The following is a 22,494-nucleotide window of genomic DNA, read 5'->3' as shown; positions in this document are numbered from 1 at the left end:
TACTGTGGGAGCGGGCTTGCTCGCGATAGCGATCCTTCAGCCGACGCGGATGTTGGATCAACCCTCACTTCCACAAGGGATCAGGGCTCGAGGCCGATGGGGAAAAACTCGCCGCCGCTCCACACACCCAGCCAGCGCTGCCCATCGATCTCGCGACTGACCGCCAGCTCCACCAGTTGATAGAACACGTTGCGGTGGATCAGTGCTTCGAGGTTGCTGCGCACATGCACGTAGGGCGTCGGTTCCTGGGTCTGGGGATCGATCTCCACCCGCAGCGGGTGCTCGGTGCCGGCCTCGGTAGTTTCCTCGACGTTGGTGGTGAAGCGCAGCAACTGCCCTTCCCCCCGCCCTTCCACCTCAAGGGTCACGGCCACGAACGGCGCGTCATCGACCTTGATGCCGACCTTTTCCACGGGGGTGATCAGGAAATAATCATCGCCGTCGCGGCGGATGATGGTGGAGAACAGCTTGACCATCGGTTTTCGTCCGATGGGCGTACCCAGGTAGTACCAGGTACCGTCCCGGGCAATGCGCATGTCGATGTCGCCGCAGAAGCCGGGGTTCCACAAGTGGACCGGCGGCAGGCCTCTGGTCTTGGGGATCTGCCCCAGCAAGTCATTGGCTTTTTGCGGTCCGCTCATGGTGACTCCTCGAGTTACTGGTCGCTCATCCCCAACAGGCTGCGGGCATATTCACGCAGCGGCGCGGCGATGAGGTCTTGGGGCTGTTTGTCGTGGAACGTCAGTAAACCGCCACGACTCTTGATCCGTGCAGTATCAATCAAATACTGCGTGCTGGTCTCGATCAACATGATTTGAATCACGCCGGTATCGACACCCAGGCGATCCACGGCCTCTTCATCCAGCCATTCGTCGGAGTTGCCGATGCGGTTATCGGCCTTGGCGAACCGGGTGTACAACAGGTAATGGGCACCGGCGGCACGGGCTTCGCCCATCGCCTGATCGAGGCCTTCGGGAACACGGGCACGACGGACCATGGGGAAATATTCGATGAAGCCATTGAAGGCTTCTTCGGCCACGACATTGGGACGTGGATAGGCACTGCCCGGCGGAGCGAAGGCGCCCTGGGCGATGTAGATGAACGAGTCGGGCTGGATTCGCAGGTTGTTCACACGACGGCTGTCGCTATGGTCCAGCAGGCCGGCATCGCTCATGTGATAACGAACGCCCTCCCCCATGTCGCTGACATTCATGCAACCGCCAAGCACCAAAACGGCCAGCAGCAAAACCAGGCTACGCATCCTATTCCTCCAAAGACCGGTGTCGGAAAACCGGCGAATGGTCGTGGGATGCAGCTTTTGCGCCAGCTCGCAGGATGGTTGGGGTTGCGCCTTGGAATACCTGTGGCGAGGGAGCTTGCTCCCGCTGGGCTGCGCCCGTAGGAGCTGTCGAGTGCAACGAGGCTGCGATCTTTCCCCAGACACTTGAATCCCAAGCGAAAGATCAAAAGTCAAAAGATCGCAGGCTTCGCCAGCTCCTACAGACTCAAGCCAGGAAAGGTCCGATCAGCCGCCAATGATTTTCATGATGGTCGCACCGCCGGAGAACGCCACTTCCTGCTTGTCCCCCAGCGCCTTGACCAACAAGCGCTGAAGCGCCGGCAAGGCCTGATGGCGTGGCTTGTCCAGAAGATCACCGACGAAGTGACGGTTACTCGACGACAGGCAGCCGTGCAGCCAGCCCGTGGAAGACAGCCGCAGTCGCGAACAGGTACGGCAAAAAGGCACGCTTTCGTTGGCGATCACGCCAAAGTGCCCCAGCCCCGGTATCTCATAACGCACCGCCGTGGCGTCCACCGGCGCGTCGGCCTGCAGGTATTCGTACTGGTCGCCGATCAGGCTGAGCAGTTGTTGAAGGCTGACGAACTGCTGCAGGAAGGCGTTGGAATCGCTGGCCAGGTGGCCCATGCGCATCAACTCGATGAAACGCAACTCATAACCACGCTCCAGGCAGTACTCGAGCAACGGCATCACCTGGTCGAGGTTTTGCCCGCGCAACGGCACCATGTTGACCTTGATCTTCATCCCGGCGGCCCGGGCCTGCTCCATGCCATCGAGCACGGTCGCCAGGTCGCCGCCACGGGCGATACTGCGAAACGCGGCGGGGTCCAAGGTGTCGAGGGAAACGTTGATGCGACGGATACCGGCATCCACCAGCAACGGCAGTTTTTTCGCGAGCAACTGGCCATTGGTGGTCAGGCTGATGTCCTCCAGCCCCATCTGCCCCACCGCCGTCATGAAACGCTCGAGCTTGGGGCTGACCAGCGGCTCGCCGCCCGTGATGCGCAGCCGCTCGATACCGGCGGCCTCGATCAAATACGCCACGCCGCGCGCCATGGCTTCGGCTGACAGTTCATCCTGCGCAGCCACCAACCGCTTGCCGTCAGGCACGCAGTAGGTACAGGCGTAGTTGCAGGCTGAGGTCAGGCTGATCCGCAGATTACGGAAACGCCTGCCTTGACGGTCAACGATCATGGATCACTCCGGCACGAGAAAAATCGGACTCGCAAAAATTGACCTAGAAATCAAGATTTCGCAAGACCCAAACCTGAGTATATTACTGGGGCACTGCGCCATGTAAGCGGACATGGCGCAATAAGGCAGCTGAATGTCTTGGCTCGTGTGGCCAGTCAGGTGCTCGGGTGGTCGGTATCGCGCTTGCGCTTGTTGCCCATGCGCACGCCAATGTCCATCAGGAACTGGAAGAAACCTTCCTGGTCTTCCAGCACGTTGCTCCAGAACGGCGAGTGATACAGCGCCACCGCGCCGTGCACCAACGCCCAGGCGGCGCAGTAATGGAAATAAGGCGGCACGTCCTCGAGCTTGCCTTCGCTGATCCGGCCCTTGATCAACAGGGTCAGGCGTTCGAAGTTGGAGGCGCGGATCTTGTGCAGCTCCTCGACCATTTCCGGGACCTGGTTGCCCTTGACCACCTTCTCTTCCAAGCGGTCGAACAAGCGGTAGCGCTGCGGGTCGCGCATGCGGAACTCGAAGTAGGCCCGGGACAGGGCCTCCTTGTCCTTGTCCACATCGGCTGAATGCAGCAGCTCGTTCAAATCGCGCTCGTAGTCGAGCATCAGGCGCAGGTAGATCTCCGCCTTGGATTTGAAATGTTTATAAATCGTGCCTTTGCCGATACCCACGGCATCCGCAATCATCTCGACGGTGACACTGTCTTCACCCTGGTCGAGGAACAACTTGAGCGCGGTGTCGAGAATTTCCTGCTCGCGGCGGCGAAACTCACGGACCTTACGGGGTTCTTTGTGCATAAGAAAAAGGTCTGAAGGGTCAAAATTCGAAGCCGGGTATTATGCCTAACTTACGCAAAAATGCACGGATCATCCATTCTCGGCCACCGTTCTTCACAAAACCGTGCACACCCGGCTCGTCGTTTCCCTTGCCAACGGGCCGTACTGGCGAGCTTTGACGACAGTGAGAACTTATCCGAAGCGAGCGTATTCCAAATTTGTTTAAAAACCGCCCCGGCCAGACTGGACGGGTGGGCATACTGATCAATACTTGAACTGTCGGCGCGACATCTCCCCCAAGTGACGCGCTGATAAAGGTGCCAACGGACCGCGTGCCTTTGTTTTACTCCTAATGGTCTTAACCCGGATTCACCCCCCAGAACCCGGGTTTTTTTTGCATGAAATTCAGGCGTGCGCCGATCGAACGTGAGCCAGCGGAAACAATTGCTTAAAATTTTCCGTCGTCTGCTCGGCAAATCGCTCGTAGGACTCGCCCCGCAGCATCGCCAGAAACTCCGCCACTTCCCGCACGTATTGCGGAAGGTTCGGCTTGCCGCGATAGGGGATCGGCGCCAGGTAAGGCGAGTCGGTTTCCACCAGCAGCCGATCAGCCGGCACTTTGCTGGCAACGTCGCGCAGGGCATCGGCATTGCGGAACGTGACAATCCCGGACAAGGAAATGTAATAGCCCATGTCCAAAGCAGCCTTGGCCATGTCCCAGTCTTCGGTGAAGCAATGCAGCACACCGGCCTGGGGCAGCGCGGCGTCACGCAGCAAGGCCAGGGTGTCGGCCCGGGCGCCGCGGGTGTGGATGATCACCGGTTTGCCGGTCTGTCGGGCGGCCTCCAGGTGCAGCCGGAACGACGCCTGTTGCACGTCGGCGGCTTCTGGCTCGTAGTGATAGTCCAGGCCGGTTTCGCCAATGGCGACCACCCGTGGATGATCGAGCTCACGCAACAACCAGTCGAGCGCTGGCGCGGCGCCGGGCTGGACGTCCAACGGGTGGATGCCGACCGAACAATCGACATCGGCATAACGCTCCGCCAGCGCCTTCACATCGGCGGCGTTATCGGCGCTGACGCCGATGCACAGGAAGTGACCGACGCCCCGCTCCCGGGCCGCGTCCAGCGCGGCATCCAGGGAGCAGCCATGGGCAGCGAGGTCGAGACGATCAAGGTGACAATGGGAATCTACAAGCATAAAAGGCCAGGCTACATCGTATGGGTGGGACGGTCGGACTTCAGGGAGCCGGCCAAGTGGGTTTCGATCTGATTGCGGGCCGAATTGTCGCCGTCGCTGAACTGCACGCCCACGCCGGCGGCCCGATTGCCCTGGGCGCCCTTGGGGGTCAGCCAGATCACCTTGCCGGCGACCGGAATTTTCTCCGACTCATCCATCAGGCTCAAGAGCATGAACACCTCGTCGCCCAAGCGATAATTCTTGTTGGTCGGAATGAACAGGCCGCCGTTCTTGATGAAGGGCATGTAGGCGGCATAAAGCACCGACTTGTCCTTGATGGTCAGGGACAGGATGCCGTTGCGTGGACCGGGACTGACAGGTTCGTTCATGCTGATCTCCGCTGCGATTGAGCTGAGTCTAGGCGGTACCTGTCAACTTCGACCAGGCAAACTCGCCCACTGCACCAACAGCGCCTCGAGCAACAGCACTCGATTGAGGTTCGCCTTGCTCAGCACCTTCTGACGTTGGGCAAGAATCCAGTCCTGGATGTTCAAGATTTTATCCTGGCTGCTTTTTTGCGCCAGGTACTGGATCACCTTGCGCATGTCGGCCAGCCCCAGGCCGGCCTCGTCTTCGGTCAACTGGTAACGCAGGATCAGGCTCGACCAGTCGCAGAACCAGTCAAACAGCAACAGTAGCGGGATGGCGTTCCAGCCCTCGGCCAGTTGCGTGGGGGACTGCTGCTGCTTGAGCAGTTTCTTGACCCCGTCCACCACCAAGGCCCGCTGCTCACGCACGCCCTGGGCCTGAAGGCTGACAGCCGCCAGGGGCGAGCCAGCCGCGAGGGTCAGCAGCTCGACACGCTCTTCGTCGCTGCTGTCAGGCAGGGCCTGGGCCAACCATTGCAAGCTCATCGCCTCGCTTGGCAGCGGGCAGGCCTGTTGCACGCAACGACTCTTGATGGTCGGCAGCAAGCGACTCGGCTGGTGGCTGACCAGCAGCAACACGGTATCGCCAGAAGGCTCTTCGAGGCTCTTGAGCAAGGCGTTGGCAGCGTTGATGTTCATCGACTCGACCGGCTCGATCAGCACCACTTTGCGCCCGCCCATCTGCGAGGTCTGGACCACGAAGCTGACCAGGTCGCGAACCTGGTCGACTTTGATCGCCTTGTCCGCCTCTTCCGGCTCCAGCACGTAATTGTCGGGATGGCTGCCGGCCTTGAGCAGCAGGCAGGACTTGCATTCGCCGCAAGCGTTGGAGACCCCCGGGCGTTGGCACAACAGGCTGGCCATCAGCCGCTCGGCCAGCGCCCGCTTGCCGATGCCGACCGGGCCGTGTAGCAGATAAGCATGGGCATGCTGGGCACGACCGGCCAGTTGCTGCCAGAGACCGTCTTGCCAGGGATAGGCTTCAGCCACGGACACGCTCCAGCAAACGTGGCAGCAAGCTATCCAGGGACTGCTGGACCTGGGTCAGCGGCTGCGCGGCATCGATCAGCAGGTAACGCGCCGGATCGGCCTTGGCGCGCCCCAGGAAGGCATTGCGCACGGCATTGAAGAAAGCCTGGCCCTCAAGCTCGAAACGATCCAGCCGGCCACGGGCGCTGGCGCGGGCCAGGCCGATTTCCACCGGCAGGTCGAACACCAGGGTCAGGTCTGGGCGCAGCTCACCTTGGACGAAGCTTTCCAACGCGGCGATGCGCTCCACGGACAAGCCCCGGCCGCCGCCCTGGTAGGCATAGGTCGAATCGGTAAAACGATCGCAGAGCACCACGGCGCCACGGGCCAGCGCCGGGCGGATCACCTCGGCCAGATGCTGCGCCCTGGCGGCGAACACCAGCAGCAGCTCAGTGTCAGGGTTCATGACTTCTTCGAGGGGCGCCAGCAGCACCTCGCGAATTCGCTCGGCCAGTGGCGTACCGCCCGGTTCACGGGTCAATACCACCTCGATGCCGGCGGCCCGCAGGCGTTCGGCCAGGTATTCGCGGTTGGTGCTCTTGCCGGCGCCTTCCGGGCCTTCCAGCGTTATAAACAAGCCAGTCACGGGGCGATCCTTAATCAAAGTCATTGCGGGCTCGGTGGCTCGCTGGCGTCCGGTTCCGGGGCAGGTACCTGAGGTGGCACATGGGGCACCGCTTCAGGTGCCGTGTCGGGCGATGCCGCCGGGATCGGCGCCTGCTCGTCCGGCGTTACCGGCGCCGGACTGGAGCGGTAATCGGCACGGCGCTTGAGCTGGAACTCGCGCACCGCGTTGTTGTGCGATTCCAGGTCATCGGAAAACACATGGCTGCCATCGCCACGGGCGACAAAATAAAGACTGTTACCCGGTGCCGGGTTCAACGCGGCATGAATCGCTTCGCGCCCCACCATCGCGATCGGCGTCGGTGGCAAGCCCGGGATCAGGTAGGTGTTATAGGGGTTCTCTTCTTTCAGATGGGCGCGGGTGAGCTTGCCGGTGTAGCGCTCACCCAACCCGTAGATCACTGTGGGATCGGTCTGCAGCAGCATGCCCAGGCGCATGCGCCGGACAAAGACGCCGGCAATTTGCCCACGCTCCTGGGGTACGCCGGTTTCCTTCTCCACCAGGGACGCCATGATCAGCGCCTGGTACGGCATGGTGTAAGGCACATCGGCGGCACGCTGTGCCCATTCCTTGGCGAGCACGTCTTCCAGACGGTCGTAGGCTTTTTTCAGCAGGTCGACATCCGATGTGCCGCGCACGAAGCGGTAGGTGTCCGGGAAGAACCGGCCTTCGGGAAATACTCCCGAATGACCCAGACGGTCCATGACCTCGCTGTCGCTCAGGTTGGCAAGGGTCTGCTGGAGTTTTTCATCCTTGGCCAGTGCGGCGCGCACCTGGCGGAAATTCCAGCCCTCCACCAGCGTCACGCTGTACTGCACCACTTCACCGCGCTTCCAGACACCGATCAGCCCCTCCATGGTCATGCCTGGCACCATCCGGTATTCACCGGAGTGCAACGGCTGGCCGGCAAGATTGAAGCGCCAATAGACACGCAGCCAGAAGGCGTCCTTGATCAGGCCATCGGCCTCGAGGCGCTTGAGGGTTCCGGTCGGGGTGGTTCCGTTGGGCACGTCCAGCAATTCTTCCTGGGTAATGTTCAGCGGCTGTTGCAGCGCCGAATGAATTTTCCAGGCCGAAGCGCCCAACAACAGCCCTGCCAGTACCAGTCCGGTCTCCAGCAGCAGCAAGAATTTACGTCTCACGAATCAAGCATCCAATAGCGCACGGGCAAGGGTTTGCAGTTTACGGGTGAGCGGGCCAACCGACCAGCACGCCGAACCGCATCCGCGTACCGGCCACACGCCATATACGCTGTTGCAGACGAAGACTTCATCGGCCTGGTGCAGTTGTTCGAGGCCGATGTCGGTGATTTGCGTGGCGATGCCCTGGGACTCGGCTTGAAACAATAATTCCGCGCGCATCACGCCGGCCACACCGCAACGGCTCAGGTCCGCCGTGAACAAAACGCCATCGCGCACCAGGAACAGGTTGCTGAATACGCCTTCGATTACCCGCCCAGACGCGTCCAACATCAAGCCTTCGGCGTACTGCCCATCGCGCCATTCGGCACGGGCCAGTACTTGTTCCAGGCGGTTGAGGTGCTTGAGGCCGGCAAGCAAGGGCTGCTCGGACAAACGCACGGTGCAGGGAAACAGGTGGACGCCTTGTTCGGCATGGGCAGTGGGATAAGTGGCCGGCGGGTTCCCTTGCAGGATGCGCCTGGCCGGCACCGAAGGATCAGCGGCATAACCGCGCAGGCTGTCGCCACGGGTCACGATCAGTTTCAGCACGCCACCACCCAGGCAACCGGCGTAGCTGCTCAATTCTGTACTCAATGCGCCCATGTCAACGTTGAGCGCCAACCGCTGGCAACCGGCTTCCAGGCGTTGCAGGTGGCGTTCCAACAGCACCGGGGTGCCATCGTGCACGGCGATGGTTTCGAATAACCCATCGCCGTAAGCCAGGCCGCGATCTTTCAGCGACAGGACGTCGGCCGGCTGACCGTCGACCCAGCTTTCCATCACCCAGCGAACCGGCGGAACACCAGCGAACCGTTGGTCCCGCCAAAACCGAAGGAGTTGGACAGCACCACATCGATATCCATGCTGCGGGCCGTGTGCGGCACGAAGTCCAGGTCGCAGCCATCGTCCGGCTCATCGAGGTTGATGGTCGGCGGCGCCGTCTGGCTGTTGATCGCCAATACGCTGAAGATCGCTTCCACCGCCCCTGCCGCACCCAGCAGGTGACCGGTCATGGACTTGGTCGAACTGACCGCCAGCTTGTAGGCATGCTCGCCGAACACGGTCTTGATCGCCTGGGCTTCGGCCAGGTCGCCGGCCGGGGTCGACGTGCCGTGGGCGTTGATGTACTGCACCTGCTCGCCGTTGAGCTTCGCGTCACGCAAGGCGTTGGCGATGCAACGGGCCGCACCGGCGCCGTCGGCCGGTGGCGAGGTCATGTGGTACGCATCGCCACTGGTGCCAAAGCCAATCAGCTCGGCATAGATAGTCGCGCCGCGCGCCTTGGCGTGCTCCAGTTCCTCGAGCACCAACGCACCGGCACCGTCGGACAACACGAAGCCATCACGGCCCTTGTCCCACGGCCGGCTCGCGCGGGCGGGCTCGTCGTTGCGGGTCGACAGCGCGCGGGATGCGCCGAAACCGCCCATGCCGAGGCCGCATGCGGCCATCTCGGCGCCACCGGCAATCATCACGTCGGCTTCGTCGTACATGATGTTGCGCGCGGCCATGCCGATGCAGTGGGTACCGGTGGTGCACGCCGTGGCGATGGCGTAGTTGGGCCCCTGGGCACCCAGGTGGATGGACAGGAAACCGGAAATCATGTTGATGATCGAGCCCGGCACGAAGAACGGAGAAATCCGTCGCGGCCCCGATTCGTGCAGCGTGCGGCTGGTTTCTTCGATATTGGTCAAGCCGCCAATACCCGAGCCCATGGCCACGCCGATGCGTTCACGGTTGGCGTCGGTGACTTCCAGGCCGGCGTTACGCACTGCCTGAAAACCGGCTGCCAGGCCGTATTGAATAAACAGGTCAAGCTTGCGGGCTTCCTTGACCGACAGGTATTCCTCGACATTGAAGCCCTTTACCGAGCCGCCGAAACGGGTGGAATAGGCAGAAAGGTCGGTGTGTTCGATCAGACCAATGCCACTGCGGCCGGCCAGAATGCCCTGCCAACTGCTCGGCACATCCGTGCCCAGTGGCGACAACATACCCATACCGGTGACTACGACGCGTCTACGCGACACAGCACTCTCCTTTTTCTAATGACGACTTTGCATCAGGCCTAAAGAAAAAACCGCACGCCGTGATGGCAGTGCGGTTTTTCCATGACAGCTAGCGACGACTAAAAACGATTACGCCTGGTGGCTGGTAACGTAGTCGATAGCAGCTTGTACAGTAGTGATCTTCTCAGCTTCTTCGTCAGGAATCTCGGTCTCGAATTCCTCTTCCAGAGCCATCACCAGCTCAACGGTGTCAAGGGAGTCGGCACCCAGGTCTTCTACGAAGGAAGCGGTGTTCACAACTTCTTCTTCTTTAACGCCCAGTTGCTCGGCAACGATTTTCTTGACGCGCTCTTCGATGGTGCTCATACCTTGTTTTCACTCCTAATGGACAAATTCAGGCAGCTGGCCGGTGGGTAAGTGTATAGAAGAACTTTTCGGTTTTTCAACCGAAAGCTTCACTCCTCAAACCCAGCGGCCCGCCGTCTATAAATTGATTGCAGCTTTATAACGGATTTTAGACAGCTCGTATGACATTTTTTTGAAGCAATCCGTCACATTTAACTCATGTACATCCCGCCGTTCACCGGGATTGTAGCCCCGGTCACGTATGCCGCACCGTCCGACGCAAGAAAAGCGACCACGGACGCGATTTCTTGAGCTTGCCCCAGACGACCCAGCGGAATCTGCGTCAACAAGGCTTCACGCTGTGCTTCCGGCAGTTCACGGGTCATGTCGGTGTCGATGAAACCCGGTGCAACCGAGTTTACCGTAATCGAGCGCGAACCCACTTCACGCGCCAGCGCACGGCTGAAACCTTCCAGACCGGCCTTCGCCGCAGCATAGTTTACTTGGCCTGCGTTGCCCATGGCACCCACAACCGAGCCGATACTGATAATTCGACCCCAGCGCGCCTTGGTCATGCCACGCAGAACGCCCTTGGACAGCCGGTACAGACTGTTCAGGTTGGTGTCGACCACGTCGAACCATTCGTCATCTTTCATGCGCATCATCAGGTTATCGCGGGTGATACCGGCATTATTGACCAGGATCGCCGGCGCACCGAACTGCGCCTGAATGCTCGCCAGCACCGCCGCAACGGATTCGTCGCTGGTGACGTTCAGTTCAAGGCCGGTGCCTTGGATGTCGTTTTCCTTCAGGGTCGCGGCGATGCGCTCGGCGCCCGAAGCGGAAGTCGCGGTGCCGATGACGATGGCGCCTTGACGACCCAGTTCCAGGGCGATGGCCTGGCCGATGCCACGGCTTGCACCGGTCACCAGTGCAACTTTACCTTGCAGACTCATGCAAGCTTCTCCTGTTCAGGCCTGCGCTGCACGGGTGGCAGCGAAGGCATCTGGGGTATTGAGATTGGAAGTCGACACGCCTTCGGCGCAGCGTTTGTTCAGGCCTGCCAGCACTTTGCCAGGACCGCATTCGACCAGTTCGGTCGCGCCCTTGGCTGCCAGGGCCTGCACCGATTCGACCCAGCGAACCGGCTTGTAGAGTTGCTCCAGCAGATCACGCTTGAGGGTCTCGAGATCTGGCGCCACGTTGGCGCTGACATTCTGCACCACGGGAATCTGCGGAGCCTGCCAGTCGATGGCAGCGATGGATTCGGCAAAGCGCTCGGCGGCCGGACGCATCAGTTCACAGTGCGACGGCACGCTGACCGGCAGCGGCATGGCACGCTTGGCACCACGAGCCTTGCAGCCTTCGATGGCACGCTCGACGGCCGCCCTGGCACCGGCGATGACTACCTGGCCCGGGGAGTTGAAGTTCACCGCGCTGACCACATCGCCTTGCGCCGCTTCGGCACAGGCAGCGAGCACATCAGCGTCTTCCAGCCCCAGGATCGCGGCCATGCCGCCCTGCCCGGCCGGAACGGCCTCTTGCATCAACTGGCCACGACGCTCCACCAGTTTCACCGCGGCGCCCAGGCTCAGGCTGCCAGCGGCCACCAGGGCGCTGTATTCGCCCAGGCTGTGACCGGCGACGAACGCCGGGCGCGCGCCGCCTTCAGCCAGCCACAAGCGCCACAAGGCGATCGAGGCGGTGAGGATGGCTGGCTGGGTTTTATCGGTTTGATTGAGCTGCTCTTCCGGCCCTTGCTGGGTCAATGCCCACAGGTCATAGCCGAGCGCATCGGAAGCTTCTTTGAATGTTTCGAGGACCAGCGGGTATTGCGCGCCCAGCTCGGCCAGCATGCCGAGGGACTGCGAGCCCTGCCCTGGAAAGACGAATGCGAGGGAAGCAGACATGAAAACAAAGCCCCTAATGATCTTGTCGTCAAAAATTGACGCCCCTGGGGGCGCTAGCAAACTGCACATTGGATGGCGGGTTGAACCGACCGGTCACATTTAAGCATTGTCGGACGAAAACGCCTAAGTTAACAAATCCTCGAGGCGACCGTGCAAGCGCTCCGGCAGGTTCTCCTGGATCTCGATCACCGCTCGGTTGATCGCACTTTGGAACCCCAGCACGCCCGCCGATCCGTGACTCTTGATCACGATACCTTGCAGCCCGAGGAAGCTCGCTCCGTTGTGCCGCGCCGGCGCCAGGTCGGCCTGCAACCGACGCATCAACGGCAGCGCCAAGGCGCCGACCACCCGCGAGGCGAGGCTTTGCCTGAATAAAGTCTCGATGCGCTGGCCGATCATGGTGGCCAGCCCCTCGCTGGATTTGAGCAGGATATTGCCCACGAAGCCGTCACAGACCACCACATCGGCCTCGCCACGGTACAAGCCATCGCCTTCGACGAAACCGATGTAGTTAATACCCCGCGCAGCCTGCAACAACGTGGCCGCCAGCTTGACCTGCTGGTTACCCTTGATGTCTTCGGTGCCGATATTCAACAGCGCCACGCGAGGACGCACGATGCCCAGGGTTTCAGCCGCGACCGAGCCCATCACCGCAAATTGCAGCAAATGCTCGGCACTGCAGTCGACGTTTGCCCCCAGGTCGAGCAACTGACAGAACCCACGCTGGGTCGGGATCGCCGCCACCATCGCCGGCCGGTCGATACCCGGCAAGGTCTTGAGTACGTAGCGCGACAGTGCCATCAGCGCACCGGTATTGCCGGCACTGACACAGGCCTGGACCTTGCCATCGCGCAGCAGCTCAAGGGCCACCCGCATCGAGGCGTCAGGCTTGCCGCGCAGGGCCTGGGCTGGCTTTTCGTCCATGGCGATGATTTCAGACGCCGGGACAATCGTCAGGCGCGCGCGATCCACAGCCGATTGGCCGCTGAGCATGTCTTCCAGGAGGGGGGATTGACCGACGAGGGTCAGGTGCAGCGAGGGAGTAGCATTCAGGCAAGCAAGGCTGGCCTGAACAATGCTGCGGGGACCGAAGTCCCCGCCCATTGCGTCAATCGCGATGACTTGAGCGGACAAGTGATTACTCGTCGGCGCCCTTGTCGATCACTTTACGGCCACGGTATACGCCTTCTGGCGATACGTGGTGACGCAGGTGAACTTCACCGGTGGTCTTTTCTACGGACAGGGTGCTAGCCTCGAGAGCGTCGTGCGAACGGCGCATGTCACGGGCAGAGCGGGATTTTTTGTTCTGCTGAACAGCCATAATTGATTAACTCCTAAACGTTTGGGTCACGCTTTAACTGCGCCAATACACTGAACGGGTTGGACCGCGTTACCTCGTCCTCGCTCGGTTCGGGCTCATCTGCTCCCGCCGGCTGCTGGCATTCTTCCGGATGATGAGCAGGCACAATGGGCAAGGCGAGCAGAAGCTCCTCCTCGATCAGTGACTGCAGATCCAATGGATCTTCGCCCAGTTCCAGCACGTCATAACCTTTCGGCAACGACTGGGTATTCGCACCCTCCTTCACCACGGCGTAACTGCATTCGCTGTGGATCGGCAGGGTGACCAGCTCAAGACAACGCTGGCAAACCATTTTGACTTCGGTGTCGATAAAGCTGTGGATAACCACAGATTTACGTTCATCTCGTTCAAAAACGAATTTGGCCTGGACCGTACCGACATCGTCGGAAAGCGGGTCGCAGAGTCTCTTCAAATCGGCCAGCAGCAGTTCACCTTGAAGGGTGGTGCCACGGTCAGCCAATTTGCGCGGGTCAACGTGAGGTGGAATCGGGTCATTCAACATAGGCGCAGCATTATAGGGATGCCCCCAGCCATGTCAAAGGAAATTCAGCCCTGTCCGTCACTTGCGTGCCTCGCTAGAATTCACCCCTGCCTCCTGGAGACGTCCATGCTGCCTTTATTACTTGCCTCGAGCTCGGTCTATCGCCGGGAATTGCTTGCCCGCCTGGGACTGCCGTTCGTCTGCAGCTCACCCGATATCGACGAAAGCCATCGCCCCGGCGAGCCCGCCGTCGAGCTGGTCAAGCGCCTGGCCCGGGAAAAAGCCCTGGCGCTGGCCGACAGCCATCCGGCCCACCTGATCATCGGTTCAGACCAGGTCGCCGTGCTCGGCGAGCGCATCCTGGGCAAACCCCACACCTTCGACAATGCTCGCGAGCAACTGCTGGCCGCCAGCGGCACCAGGGTCACGTTCCTGACCGGCCTGGCGCTGTTCAACAGCCAGACCGGCGCCTGCCAGGTCGATTGCGTTCCATTTACCGTCAACATGCGCACCCTGGATCCTGGGCGCGTCGAACGCTACCTGCGCACCGAACAACCCTACGACTGCGCCGGCAGCTTCAAGGCCGAGGGGCTTGGCGTAAGCCTGTTCCAGAGCACCGAAGGGCCGGACGCCACCAGCCTGATCGGGCTGCCGTTGATTCGTCTTGTGGATATGTTGCTGGTCGAGGGCGTGCAGGTTCCCTAACGCTAAAATCCGTGGCGAGGGAGCTTGCTCCCGTTCGGTTGCGCAGCGACCGCAAAATCTGGGGCCGCTTCGCAGCCCAGCGGGAGCAAGCTCCCTCGCCACAGGGAAACTTGCACCCACTATATCGCGAGACGCCTAGCGCAACGCAGGCCCCTGGAACCCCATCCACATCGCCAGGTGCTGGGCGACACTGGCACCCAACTTCTTCGAGAAGCGGTCGATCGGTGACTCTTCGACGGTGAAATCCACCAACTCTTTCTCACCAATCACATCCCGAGCCACGGAACTGGCGCTGCCCAGGCCATCGATCAAGCCCAGCGGCAACGCCTGCTCGCCCGACCAGACCAGCCCGGAGAACAACTCTGGATGCTCTTTGTCTTTCAGGCGCTCGCCCCGCCCTTTCTTGACGCTGGCAATGAACTGTTTATGGGTGGTGTCGAGCACGCCCTGCCAGAACGCCGTCTCCTCAGGCTTTTGCGGCTGGAACGGATCCAGGAAGGATTTGTGCTCGCCCGCGGTATAGACCCGACGCTCCACCCCAAGCTTGCCCAGCGTCTCGACGAAGCCATAACCGGCCGCCGTCACGCCAATGGAACCCACCAGGCTGGCCTTGTCGGCATAGATCTGGTCCGCGGCACTGGCGATGTAATAAGCACCGGAGGCGCCGAGATCGGCAATCACCGCGTAGAGCTTGATGTCCGGGTGCGCCGCACGCAAACGAACGATTTCGTCATAGACGTAGCCGGCCTGTACCGGACTGCCGCCCGGGCTATTGATGCGCAGCACCACCCCTTTGACTTTCGAGTCTTCGAACGCAGCTCGCAGGCTACCGATGATGTTGTCCGCGCTGGCCGCTTCCTTGTCGGCGATCATGCCTTCAATATCGATGACCGCCGTATAGGCTGCGCCACCTCCCGGACTCGTTTTCCCGTCAACCGCCTGGTAGATCAGCGCCAAGCCGAAAAACAGATAGATAAAGACCAGGCACTTGAAGAAGATCCCCCACCGGCGCGCACGACGCTGCTCTTCCACCCCGGCCAGCAGGGTCTTTTCCAACAGCTTCCAGCTTTTTTCGTCACCGTTGTCAGCGCTCGCTTTGGCCGGTGCCTTCCATTCATCGGTCATACATGCATCCTCAACAGACTTTAATCAGCGCGCCGGCTCAGCCAGGCGTGCAATTCAGGAAAATGGTCGATCGCCAGTCGCGGCTCGAACGCCTTGAGCGCCTCGATGGACTGCGCACCATAGCTGACAGCCACCGAACCCATGCCGGCGTTACGCGCCATCTGCAGGTCGAACGAGGAATCCCCCACCATCAACGCTTGCGCAGGCTCCACCCCGCAATGGGCCAGTATCTGTTCGAGCATCAACGGATGCGGTTTGCTGGCCGTCTCATCGGCGGCACGAGTGATGTCGAAATAATCTTCCCACCCATGGGCCTTCAATACCCGATCCAACCCCCGACGAGCCTTGCCGGTCGCGACCGCCAAGCGATAACCCTCGCCTTTCAAGGTTTCAAGGGTATGAACCACCCCCTCGAACAACGGCGAAGGCTCAGCCTCCAGCGCGATGTAGTGGTCGGCATAGTGCTGGCGAAAAACCACCAGCGCATCGTCATCGATATCCGGATACAAGCTGCGAATCGCTTCCGGCAATCCCAGGCCGATGATGCCCTTCACTGCAAAATCGTCGCACCGGGCCAAACCCGAACGATCCGATGCGACATGCATCGCTTCGACAATCCGACCAACAGAGTTCGCCAGAGTGCCGTCCCAATCGAAGATCAGCAATTTGTAGTCAGGATGCACTCAACCGCTCCACGGTCTTGGCCCACATGTCATCCACCGGGGCCTGCAACTTCAGCTCGCCACCATCGGGCAGCGGCACGGTGAGCATATAGGCATGGAGAAACAGGCGCTTGCCGCCCAGGTCGCGGATTTCCTTGGTGAAATCGTCGTCGCCGTATTTGCTGTCACCGGCAATGCAGTGGCCGGCATGCAGGGTATGGACGCGGATCTGGTGCGTACGCCCAGTCACCGGCTTGGCCTCGACCAAGGTGGCGAAGTCGTCGAAACGGCGCAATACCTTGAACACCGTCAGCGCCTCCTTGCCCTCCTCGTTGACTTCCACCATGCGCTCGCCGGAACGCAGGTTGCTCTTGAGCAGCGGCGCACGGACCTGCTTGATGGAGGTCTCCCAGCGCCCCCGCACCAGCGCCATGTAGCGCTTGTCGACACCATCGCCGCGCAACTGCTCGTGCAGGTGGCGCAACATGCTGCGTTTCTTGGCAATCATCAGCAGGCCGGAGGTGTCGCGGTCGAGGCGATGGACCAGCTCCAGTTCCTTGGCGTCCGGACGCAACTGACGAAAGGCTTCGATCACGCCGAAATTCAGGCCGCTGCCGCCGTGGACCGCAATGCCCGCGGGCTTGTTGATCACGATCAGGGCCTTGTCTTCATAGACGATCGAGGCTTCAAGGCGTTGCAACAATCCCTGGGCCAGGGGTACCGGCTCATCGCGCTCGGGCACGCGAACCGGGGGCACGCGCACGATGTCGCCGGCCTGGAGCTTGTATTCAGGCTTGATCCGACCTTTGTTCACCCGCACTTCGCCTTTACGCAAAATGCGGTAGATCAAGGTCTTGGGCACGCCTTTGAGCCGGGCCAGCAGGAAATTATCGATTCGTTGGCCGGCATATTCCGGCGAGACCTCGAGCAGTTGAACGCCAGGGGTCGAAGGGGCAGTAGTTGTCATGGCGGCGATCATAACAATTTTTTATGGAATTGAAGCACTTAATCATTGCTGCTATAGTCGCGAACGCCGCCAAAAGTGGCTGGACAGTGGACCAGCGGTCAAAAACCGGCCCTGACCAACGCAATTCACGAGGACGAGAGGCCGTCCTACGGGGCTTTCGCTACGTAACGGTAGAGTTTTCAGGTGTAACGAGCGCAGGTGACATGAGGCCTGAGATACGCCGCAAAGCAGAGTTTTGACTCGCCTTGCGCGCCACATTCACGGCCAGTTCACAAAGTGCAGTCAGCTGCGAACGACCCCGAGCGAGAGCTTCGGAAACAACGCCTAAATTAGCCATGATGCGTGACCTCCCCTTCCGGAGCTCACGGTAAATGCCAACCCGCTGCGGATTCTGCGCGCGGCAGCACCCGAATTATCAGGGATACGTGTAGGGTGGAGACGTACAACCGTCGGACTGTGTAGCACTAGGCTTATATTTAGACGCTTCATCTCGTCCACAGACGCCGGTTGATTCCTCCTCCTGACTGAGTGCTTGAGTACCAGCAAGCAGGACGCGTCCGTCGCGACTTCGCCATCATTGGGCCGAACTCGCTGGACACTGGAATGGCCTTGCCACCTCCAGGACGCACCTGACACCGACCGTGAGAAGTCGTGTGTGCCGAACGCCGTTTCCGGCAGCCCGGAAACCGACGGTACTACATGAAAAGAATGCTGATTAACGCAACTCAACCCGAAGAGTTGCGTGTTGCACTGGTAGACGGCCAGCGCCTCTACGACCTGGATATCGAATCCGGTGCACGCGAGCAGAAGAAGGCCAACATCTATAAAGGCCGGATTACTCGCATCGAACCAAGCCTTGAGGCTGCCTTTGTCGATTTCGGCTCCGAGCGCCACGGCTTCCTGCCCCTCAAAGAAATCTCCCGCGAATATTTCAAGAAGGCCCCTGAAGGCCGCGTCAACATCAAGGACGTCCTGAGCGAAGGCCAGGAAGTCATCGTCCAGGTCGAAAAAGAAGAACGTGGCAACAAGGGCGCCGCCCTGACCACCTTCATCAGCCTCGCCGGCCGTTACCTGGTCCTGATGCCGAACAACCCGCGTGCCGGCGGCATCTCCCGTCGCATCGAAGGCGAAGAGCGCAACGAACTGCGTGAAGCCCTCAATGGCTTGGTCGCACCGGCCGACATGGGCCTGATCGTGCGCACTGCAGGCCTGGGTCGCAGCAGCGAAGAAATGCAGTGGGACCTCGATTACCTGCTGCAACTGTGGACCGCCATCAAAGAAGCCTCGCTGGATCGTTCCGCGCCGTTCCTGATCTACCAGGAAAGCAACGTGATCATCCGCGCCATCCGCGATTACCTGCGCCAGGACATCGGCGAAGTGCTGATCGACAGCGTCGAAGCCCAGGACGAAGCCCTGACCTTCATTCGCCAGGTGATGCCGCAGTACGCCAGCAAGATCAAGCTCTACGAAGACAGCGTTCCGCTGTTCAACCGTTTCCAGATCGAAAGCCAGATCGAGACCGCCTTCCAGCGCGTCGTCGAACTGCCGTCCGGCGGCTCCATCGTCATCGACCCGACCGAAGCCCTGGTGTCCATCGACATCAACTCGGCGCGCGCCACCAAAGGCAGCGACATCGAAGAAACCGCCCTGCAGACCAACCTTGAAGCGGCCGAGGAAATCGCCCGTCAGTTGCGCCTGCGCGACATTGGCGGCCTGATTGTCATCGACTTCATCGACATGACCCCAGCCAAGAACCAGCGCGCCGTGGAAGAAAAGGTCCGTGAATGCCTGGAAGCCGACCGCGCCCGCGTCCAGGTCGGTCGTATCTCGCGCTTCGGCCTGCTGGAAATGTCCCGCCAGCGCCTGCGTCCATCCTTGGGCGAAAGCAGCGGCATCGTTTGCCCGCGTTGCAACGGCACCGGCATCATCCGTGACGTCGAGTCGCTGTCCCTGGCGATCCTGCGCCTGATCGAAGAAGAAGCCCTGAAAGACCGCACCGCCGAAGTTCGCGCCCAAGTGCCGATCCCGGTGGCCGCGTTCCTGCTCAACGAAAAACGCAACTCGATCACCAAGATCGAACTGCGCACCCGCGCCCGTATCGTCATCCTGCCGAACGATCACCTCGAGACGCCGCACTTCGAAGTGCAGCGCCTGCGCGATGACAGCCCGGAAGCCCACACCAACCAGTCCAGCTACGAAATCGCTGCTGCCGCTGCCGAAGTGGAAGAAGTCCAGCCGGCCGCCGCCACTCGCACCCTGGTTCGCCAGGAAGCCGCGGTCAAGACCGCACCGGCCCGCGCCAACGCTCCGGTTCCTACCGAAGTGGTTGCCCCGGTTGCCGCCCCGGCCGCAGCCCCGGAGCCGAGCCTGTTCAAAGGCCTGGTGAAGTCGCTGGTCAGCCTGTTTGCAACCAAGGAAGAGCCAGCTGCCCCGGCCGTCGTCGCCAAGCCTGCCGCTACCGAGCGTCCGGCCCGCAACGAAGAACGCCGCAACGGTCGCCAGCAAACCCGCAACCGCAACGGTCGTCGCGACGAAGAGCGCAAGCCTCGCGAAGAACGTGCACCGCGTGAAGAACGCGCGCCGCGTGAGCCGCGTGAAGAGCGCCAGCCGCGCGAGGCCCGTGAGGAAGCGCCAGTCGTAGCCCGCGAAGAACGCGCACCGCGTCCGCCGCGTGAAGAACGCCAGCCGCGCGCACCGCGTGAAGATCGCAAGCCACGTGGCGAGCGTGAAGAGCGTGTTCGCGAACTGCGCGAGCCACTGGATGCCGCCCCGGCCGTGGCTGTTGCCACTGCTGAAGAGCGTCCGGCTCGCCCGCCTCGTGAAGAACGCGCGCCGCGTCCGCCACGTGAGGAGCGCCAGCCTCGCGCTGAACAGGCAGCCGCCGCTGCCAGCGAAGAAGAAGTGCTGAACGCCGAAGAGCAGTTGCAGGAAGACGGCCAGGACACCGCCGAAGGTGATCGTCCACGCCGCCGCTCCCGTGGCCAGCGTCGTCGCAGCAACCGTCGTGAGCGTCAACGCGACGCCAACGGCAATGTGATCGAAGGTTCGGAAGAGTCCGAGTCCAGCGAAAACGCCGAAGCGCCAAGCGCTGCGGATCTGGCCGCCGGCCTGGCCGTGACTGCGGCCGTTGCCAGCAGCGCGATCAGCGCTCCGGCCGAAGCCCAGGCGCACGAACAAGCTGAACGTGCCACCGCTGCGGTGGAAAGCGCGCCGGTTGAAGCGCCTGCGGTCGAAGCCACCACCCCGGTAGAAGCCACCGCTTCGCCAGAAGTGGAACTCGCACCGGCACCTGAAGCCCAGCCTGGAGCCGAAGTCGCCGCCGAGCCTGCACCGGTCGTCGAGACACCAGTGGTGGCTGCCGAACCGGTCGTCGAAACACCGGCCGAAGAAAAGGCACCCGAGCCTGTCCGCGAAGAGCAGACGGCGTTCAACTGGACCGCCGAGCCTGCCGCACCGGCACCGGTTGTCGAGCCTGAGCCGGCACCAGAGCCCGTGAAAGCGGTCGAGCCAGAAGTGGTCGAGCCTGCTCCAGTGGTCGAAGCGCCCGTGGTTGCCGAAGCCCCTGCCCCGCTGGAAGAGCCTGCACCGGCCAGTGCCCTGACCGCGAATGGCCGCGCGCCGAACGATCCACGTGAAGTGCGTCGTCGCAAGCGTGAAGCCGAGCGTCTGCAGAAGGAAGCCGAACAAGCTGCCGCTGCCGCCGCTCAAGTGCCTGCCGCCGAGCCAGCTCCAGTCGTGGAAGACGTTGCCGAGGCAGCCCCTGCCCCGGTCGCCGAAACCCCGGCTGAATCAGCTCCGACGTTCGACGAACCTCAACACGTCGCTGAGGAAATCGCACCGCGTCACACTGAAGCCCAGGAAAAAGAGCACGAGCCTAAACCTCACGCCTGATTCCACCGCCCAGTACAAAGCCCCGCCTGGTAACGCCAGGCGGGGCTTTTTTATGCCTGCAGACTTATCCACAGGGGAACTGGGCCGGACACAAGACTCATATCCGCCGAAGCTCCCACAATGTTTACTGTTGATCAATCTGTGCCGTGATGGCTGGGAAGCTCTTGTGGCGAGGGAGCTTGCTCCCGCTTGACCGGGCTGGCGCTCCAGTGCGCAGCGCTCATCGCTTTCTGGGGGCCGCTGCGCGACCCAGCGGGAGCAAGCTCCCTCGCCACAGGACCGTGCTGTTCCCATAAACCTTGGGGTATCCAACATCACTGCAAATTGACCCTGCGCCATCGCTCGCACACAAGGGGCCGGGGCCCGGCACGAGGCTCATATCCACTGGAGATCCAATGTGTGAGCCGAGCTTGCTCGCGATAGCGTCGGCTCAGCCAGCATCAATGTTGAATGCCAAACCGCTTTCGCGAGCAAGCTCGCTCCCACAATGTTTACTGTTGATCAATCTGTGCCGTGATGGCTGGGAAGCTTTTGTGGCGAGGGAGCTTGCTCCCGCTTGACCGGGCTGGCGCTCCAGTGCGCAGCGCTCATCGCTTTTTGGGGCCGCTGCGCGACCCAGCGGGAGCAAGCTCCCTCGCCACAGGACCGTGCTGTTCCGAGAAACCTGGTGGTATCCAACATCACTGCAAATTGACGACCCTCCGCCCTCGCGAGCTTGCTCCCAAAGGGTTTTGCGTCGCCTGTTATTTGAAGGTCAGTGCCTCTGGCACATCGACATCCCACGTCACGCCCGGATCGTCCACCGGTACTTCGACTACCTGCGCCCCGGCAAACAATGCCTTGGCGCCACGATCTCCAGTCAACGCCATCAATTTCGGCCCAAACCCACGACCAAATCCCACCGGATGCCCGTACTCCCCAGCCAGGACCGGCACGCTGATCCCATCCTCATGAATCCCCGCCGTCACCTGCTCAATGCTCGACGGCAAGATGAAGGGCATGTCGCCCAGCACTATCAGCCAGCCATCAAGATCAGGGCAAGCCTGGACACCCGCGGCGATGCTGTCACCCAGGCCGGGGGAGTCCAGCTCCAGGAAATCGCACCCATACGCCTGGGCCATGCGTATGGCTTGTGGCCGGTCCTTGTTCGTCACCAACACACGCTTTTCCAGGGAGGCCGGCAGATTCACCAGCACCTGCTCGATCACCGACCGCACGGCGCCGTCACGCCCGGTGCAATCGGCGAGCAATTTATCCTTGTCGGGACCTGCAATCCGGCGGAAACGGCTGCCCGCTCCCGCTGCCAGGATGATCACGCCAATCGACTCGCCCATAC

23 protein-coding genes are annotated in these 22,494 nt (G+C 61.4%); 2 read left to right on the top strand and 21 right to left on the bottom strand.

Features of this window, described 5'->3' with window-relative positions:
* Positions 1–80 precede the first annotated feature (80 nt).
* The 17 genes from HU767_RS23655 to HU767_RS23575 form a co-directional block, all read right to left on the bottom strand.
* Complete coding sequence (locus HU767_RS23655) at positions 81–641, bottom strand: DUF1285 domain-containing protein (protein WP_186707203.1); 561 nt, start codon at positions 639–641, stop codon at positions 81–83.
* A 14-nt stretch (positions 642–655) separates the two neighbouring features.
* On the bottom strand, positions 656–1,261 hold the full coding sequence (locus HU767_RS23650) for a DUF4823 domain-containing protein (RefSeq protein ID WP_186707202.1): 606 nt from the start codon (positions 1,259–1,261) through the stop codon (positions 656–658).
* A 264-nt stretch (positions 1,262–1,525) separates the two neighbouring features.
* Complete coding sequence (locus tag HU767_RS23645) at positions 1,526–2,494, bottom strand: radical SAM protein (RefSeq protein ID WP_003204238.1); 969 nt, start codon at positions 2,492–2,494, stop codon at positions 1,526–1,528.
* 155 nt (positions 2,495–2,649) lie between these two features.
* The gene (locus HU767_RS23640) at positions 2,650–3,288 is read right to left on the bottom strand and encodes a TetR/AcrR family transcriptional regulator (RefSeq protein ID WP_186707201.1); all 639 of its coding nucleotides are present in this window, start codon (positions 3,286–3,288) and stop codon (positions 2,650–2,652) included.
* Between the two features lie 384 nt (positions 3,289–3,672).
* The gene (locus HU767_RS23635) at positions 3,673–4,467 is read right to left on the bottom strand and encodes a TatD family hydrolase (protein ID WP_186730600.1); all 795 of its coding nucleotides are present in this window, start codon (positions 4,465–4,467) and stop codon (positions 3,673–3,675) included.
* A gap of 11 nt (positions 4,468–4,478) precedes the next feature.
* Positions 4,479–4,835 (bottom strand): PilZ domain-containing protein, encoded by a 357-nt coding sequence (locus HU767_RS23630; protein WP_186707199.1) that lies wholly within the window; start codon positions 4,833–4,835, stop codon positions 4,479–4,481.
* 42 nt (positions 4,836–4,877) lie between these two features.
* Positions 4,878–5,864, bottom strand: a complete 987-nt coding sequence (locus HU767_RS23625) for a DNA polymerase III subunit delta' (protein WP_186707198.1) — start codon at positions 5,862–5,864, stop codon at positions 4,878–4,880.
* Positions 5,857–6,489: a dTMP kinase gene (tmk, locus tag HU767_RS23620; RefSeq protein WP_186730601.1), complete on the bottom strand. Its 633-nt coding sequence runs from the start codon at positions 6,487–6,489 to the stop codon at positions 5,857–5,859. Before tmk ends, HU767_RS23625 begins: the two co-directional genes overlap by 8 nt.
* A gap of 20 nt (positions 6,490–6,509) precedes the next feature.
* Positions 6,510–7,670 (bottom strand): endolytic transglycosylase MltG, encoded by a 1,161-nt coding sequence (mltG, locus tag HU767_RS23615; RefSeq protein ID WP_186707197.1) that lies wholly within the window; start codon positions 7,668–7,670, stop codon positions 6,510–6,512.
* Positions 7,671–7,673: 3 nt separating this feature from the next.
* Positions 7,674–8,489 carry an aminodeoxychorismate lyase gene (gene pabC / locus HU767_RS23610; protein WP_186730599.1) on the bottom strand — a complete coding sequence of 272 codons (816 nt, stop codon included), beginning with the start codon at positions 8,487–8,489 and terminating at the stop codon, positions 7,674–7,676.
* Positions 8,489–9,733 (bottom strand): beta-ketoacyl-ACP synthase II, encoded by a 1,245-nt coding sequence (fabF, locus tag HU767_RS23605; protein ID WP_186707195.1) that lies wholly within the window; start codon positions 9,731–9,733, stop codon positions 8,489–8,491. The genes pabC and fabF overlap by 1 nt, the downstream gene beginning before the upstream one ends.
* Positions 9,734–9,841: 108 nt before the next feature.
* Positions 9,842–10,078, bottom strand: a complete 237-nt coding sequence (gene acpP, locus HU767_RS23600) for an acyl carrier protein (RefSeq protein WP_003175607.1) — start codon at positions 10,076–10,078, stop codon at positions 9,842–9,844.
* A 191-nt stretch (positions 10,079–10,269) separates the two neighbouring features.
* Positions 10,270–11,013 carry a 3-oxoacyl-ACP reductase FabG gene (gene fabG, locus HU767_RS23595; protein WP_186707194.1) on the bottom strand — a complete coding sequence of 248 codons (744 nt, stop codon included), beginning with the start codon at positions 11,011–11,013 and terminating at the stop codon, positions 10,270–10,272.
* 15 nt (positions 11,014–11,028) lie between these two features.
* Entirely contained in the window at positions 11,029–11,967 is a 939-nt protein-coding gene (gene fabD / locus HU767_RS23590; protein WP_186730598.1) for an ACP S-malonyltransferase, read from the bottom strand.
* A 123-nt stretch (positions 11,968–12,090) separates the two neighbouring features.
* Positions 12,091–13,101, bottom strand: coding sequence for a phosphate acyltransferase PlsX (gene plsX / locus HU767_RS23585; protein ID WP_186707192.1), 1,011 nt, complete (start codon positions 13,099–13,101; stop codon positions 12,091–12,093).
* Positions 13,102–13,105: 4 nt separating this feature from the next.
* Positions 13,106–13,288, bottom strand: a complete 183-nt coding sequence (rpmF, locus tag HU767_RS23580) for a 50S ribosomal protein L32 (RefSeq protein ID WP_003179396.1) — start codon at positions 13,286–13,288, stop codon at positions 13,106–13,108.
* Positions 13,289–13,301: 13 nt separating this feature from the next.
* Positions 13,302–13,829 (bottom strand): YceD family protein, encoded by a 528-nt coding sequence (locus tag HU767_RS23575; protein WP_003204262.1) that lies wholly within the window; start codon positions 13,827–13,829, stop codon positions 13,302–13,304.
* 105 nt (positions 13,830–13,934) lie between these two features.
* Between HU767_RS23575 and HU767_RS23570 the strand changes: the two genes are divergently transcribed.
* Entirely contained in the window at positions 13,935–14,513 is a 579-nt protein-coding gene (locus tag HU767_RS23570) for a nucleoside triphosphate pyrophosphatase (protein WP_186730597.1), read from the top strand.
* Positions 14,514–14,648: 135 nt separating this feature from the next.
* Here HU767_RS23570 and HU767_RS23565 read toward each other — a convergent pair whose 3' ends face one another.
* The 3 genes from HU767_RS23565 to rluC are packed head-to-tail and all read right to left on the bottom strand — an operon-like array spanning position 14,649 to position 17,267.
* Positions 14,649–15,638 carry a S49 family peptidase gene (locus tag HU767_RS23565; protein WP_186707190.1) on the bottom strand — a complete coding sequence of 330 codons (990 nt, stop codon included), beginning with the start codon at positions 15,636–15,638 and terminating at the stop codon, positions 14,649–14,651.
* A 20-nt stretch (positions 15,639–15,658) separates the two neighbouring features.
* On the bottom strand, positions 15,659–16,321 hold the full coding sequence (locus HU767_RS23560; RefSeq protein WP_186730596.1) for an HAD-IA family hydrolase: 663 nt from the start codon (positions 16,319–16,321) through the stop codon (positions 15,659–15,661).
* Complete coding sequence (gene rluC / locus HU767_RS23555) at positions 16,311–17,267, bottom strand: 23S rRNA pseudouridine(955/2504/2580) synthase RluC (RefSeq protein ID WP_060743156.1); 957 nt, start codon at positions 17,265–17,267, stop codon at positions 16,311–16,313. The genes HU767_RS23560 and rluC overlap by 11 nt, the downstream gene beginning before the upstream one ends.
* A gap of 699 nt (positions 17,268–17,966) precedes the next feature.
* On the opposite strand from rluC, the gene rne reads away from it, so the two are divergent.
* On the top strand, positions 17,967–21,158 hold the full coding sequence (rne, locus tag HU767_RS23550; RefSeq protein ID WP_186730595.1) for a ribonuclease E: 3,192 nt from the start codon (positions 17,967–17,969) through the stop codon (positions 21,156–21,158).
* Positions 21,159–21,901: 743 nt separating this feature from the next.
* Here the strand turns inward: rne and HU767_RS23545 are convergent.
* A complete protein-coding gene (locus HU767_RS23545; protein WP_186730594.1) occupies positions 21,902–22,492 on the bottom strand; it encodes a nucleotidyltransferase family protein in 591 nt (196 codons plus the stop codon).
* Between the last annotated feature and the right edge of the window lie 2 nt (positions 22,493–22,494).

Origin of the sequence: Pseudomonas sp. SWRI179 (genome assembly GCF_014268705.1) — a bacterium.
In the GTDB taxonomy this organism is placed as follows: domain Bacteria; phylum Pseudomonadota; class Gammaproteobacteria; order Pseudomonadales; family Pseudomonadaceae; genus Aquipseudomonas; species Aquipseudomonas zanjanensis.
The sequence above is the reverse complement of the archived record's forward strand: the minus strand, read 5'-3'. Positions and strand labels throughout refer to the sequence as shown.

Coding starts and splice junctions, on each gene's coding strand:
- HU767_RS23575 (WP_003204262.1), bottom strand. CDS start 13,829: ATGTTGAATGACCCGATTCCACCTCACGTTGACCCGCGCAAATTGGCT.
- HU767_RS23570 (WP_186730597.1), top strand. CDS start 13,935: ATGCTGCCTTTATTACTTGCCTCGAGCTCGGTCTATCGCCGGGAATTG.
- HU767_RS23565 (WP_186707190.1), bottom strand. CDS start 15,638: ATGACCGATGAATGGAAGGCACCGGCCAAAGCGAGCGCTGACAACGGT.
- fabG (WP_186707194.1), bottom strand. CDS start 11,013: ATGAGTCTGCAAGGTAAAGTTGCACTGGTGACCGGTGCAAGCCGTGGC.
- pabC (WP_186730599.1), bottom strand. CDS start 8,489: ATGGAAAGCTGGGTCGACGGTCAGCCGGCCGACGTCCTGTCGCTGAAA.
- acpP (WP_003175607.1), bottom strand. CDS start 10,078: ATGAGCACCATCGAAGAGCGCGTCAAGAAAATCGTTGCCGAGCAACTG.
- HU767_RS23645 (WP_003204238.1), bottom strand. CDS start 2,494: ATGATCGTTGACCGTCAAGGCAGGCGTTTCCGTAATCTGCGGATCAGC.
- HU767_RS23640 (WP_186707201.1), bottom strand. CDS start 3,288: ATGCACAAAGAACCCCGTAAGGTCCGTGAGTTTCGCCGCCGCGAGCAG.
- HU767_RS23650 (WP_186707202.1), bottom strand. CDS start 1,261: ATGCGTAGCCTGGTTTTGCTGCTGGCCGTTTTGGTGCTTGGCGGTTGC.
- rluC (WP_060743156.1), bottom strand. CDS start 17,267: ATGACAACTACTGCCCCTTCGACCCCTGGCGTTCAACTGCTCGAGGTC.
- rpmF (WP_003179396.1), bottom strand. CDS start 13,288: ATGGCTGTTCAGCAGAACAAAAAATCCCGCTCTGCCCGTGACATGCGC.
- HU767_RS23635 (WP_186730600.1), bottom strand. CDS start 4,467: ATGCTTGTAGATTCCCATTGTCACCTTGATCGTCTCGACCTCGCTGCC.
- fabD (WP_186730598.1), bottom strand. CDS start 11,967: ATGTCTGCTTCCCTCGCATTCGTCTTTCCAGGGCAGGGCTCGCAGTCC.
- HU767_RS23630 (WP_186707199.1), bottom strand. CDS start 4,835: ATGAACGAACCTGTCAGTCCCGGTCCACGCAACGGCATCCTGTCCCTG.
- rne (WP_186730595.1), top strand. CDS start 17,967: ATGAAAAGAATGCTGATTAACGCAACTCAACCCGAAGAGTTGCGTGTT.
- HU767_RS23545 (WP_186730594.1), bottom strand. CDS start 22,492: ATGGGCGAGTCGATTGGCGTGATCATCCTGGCAGCGGGAGCGGGCAGC.
- HU767_RS23655 (WP_186707203.1), bottom strand. CDS start 641: ATGAGCGGACCGCAAAAAGCCAATGACTTGCTGGGGCAGATCCCCAAG.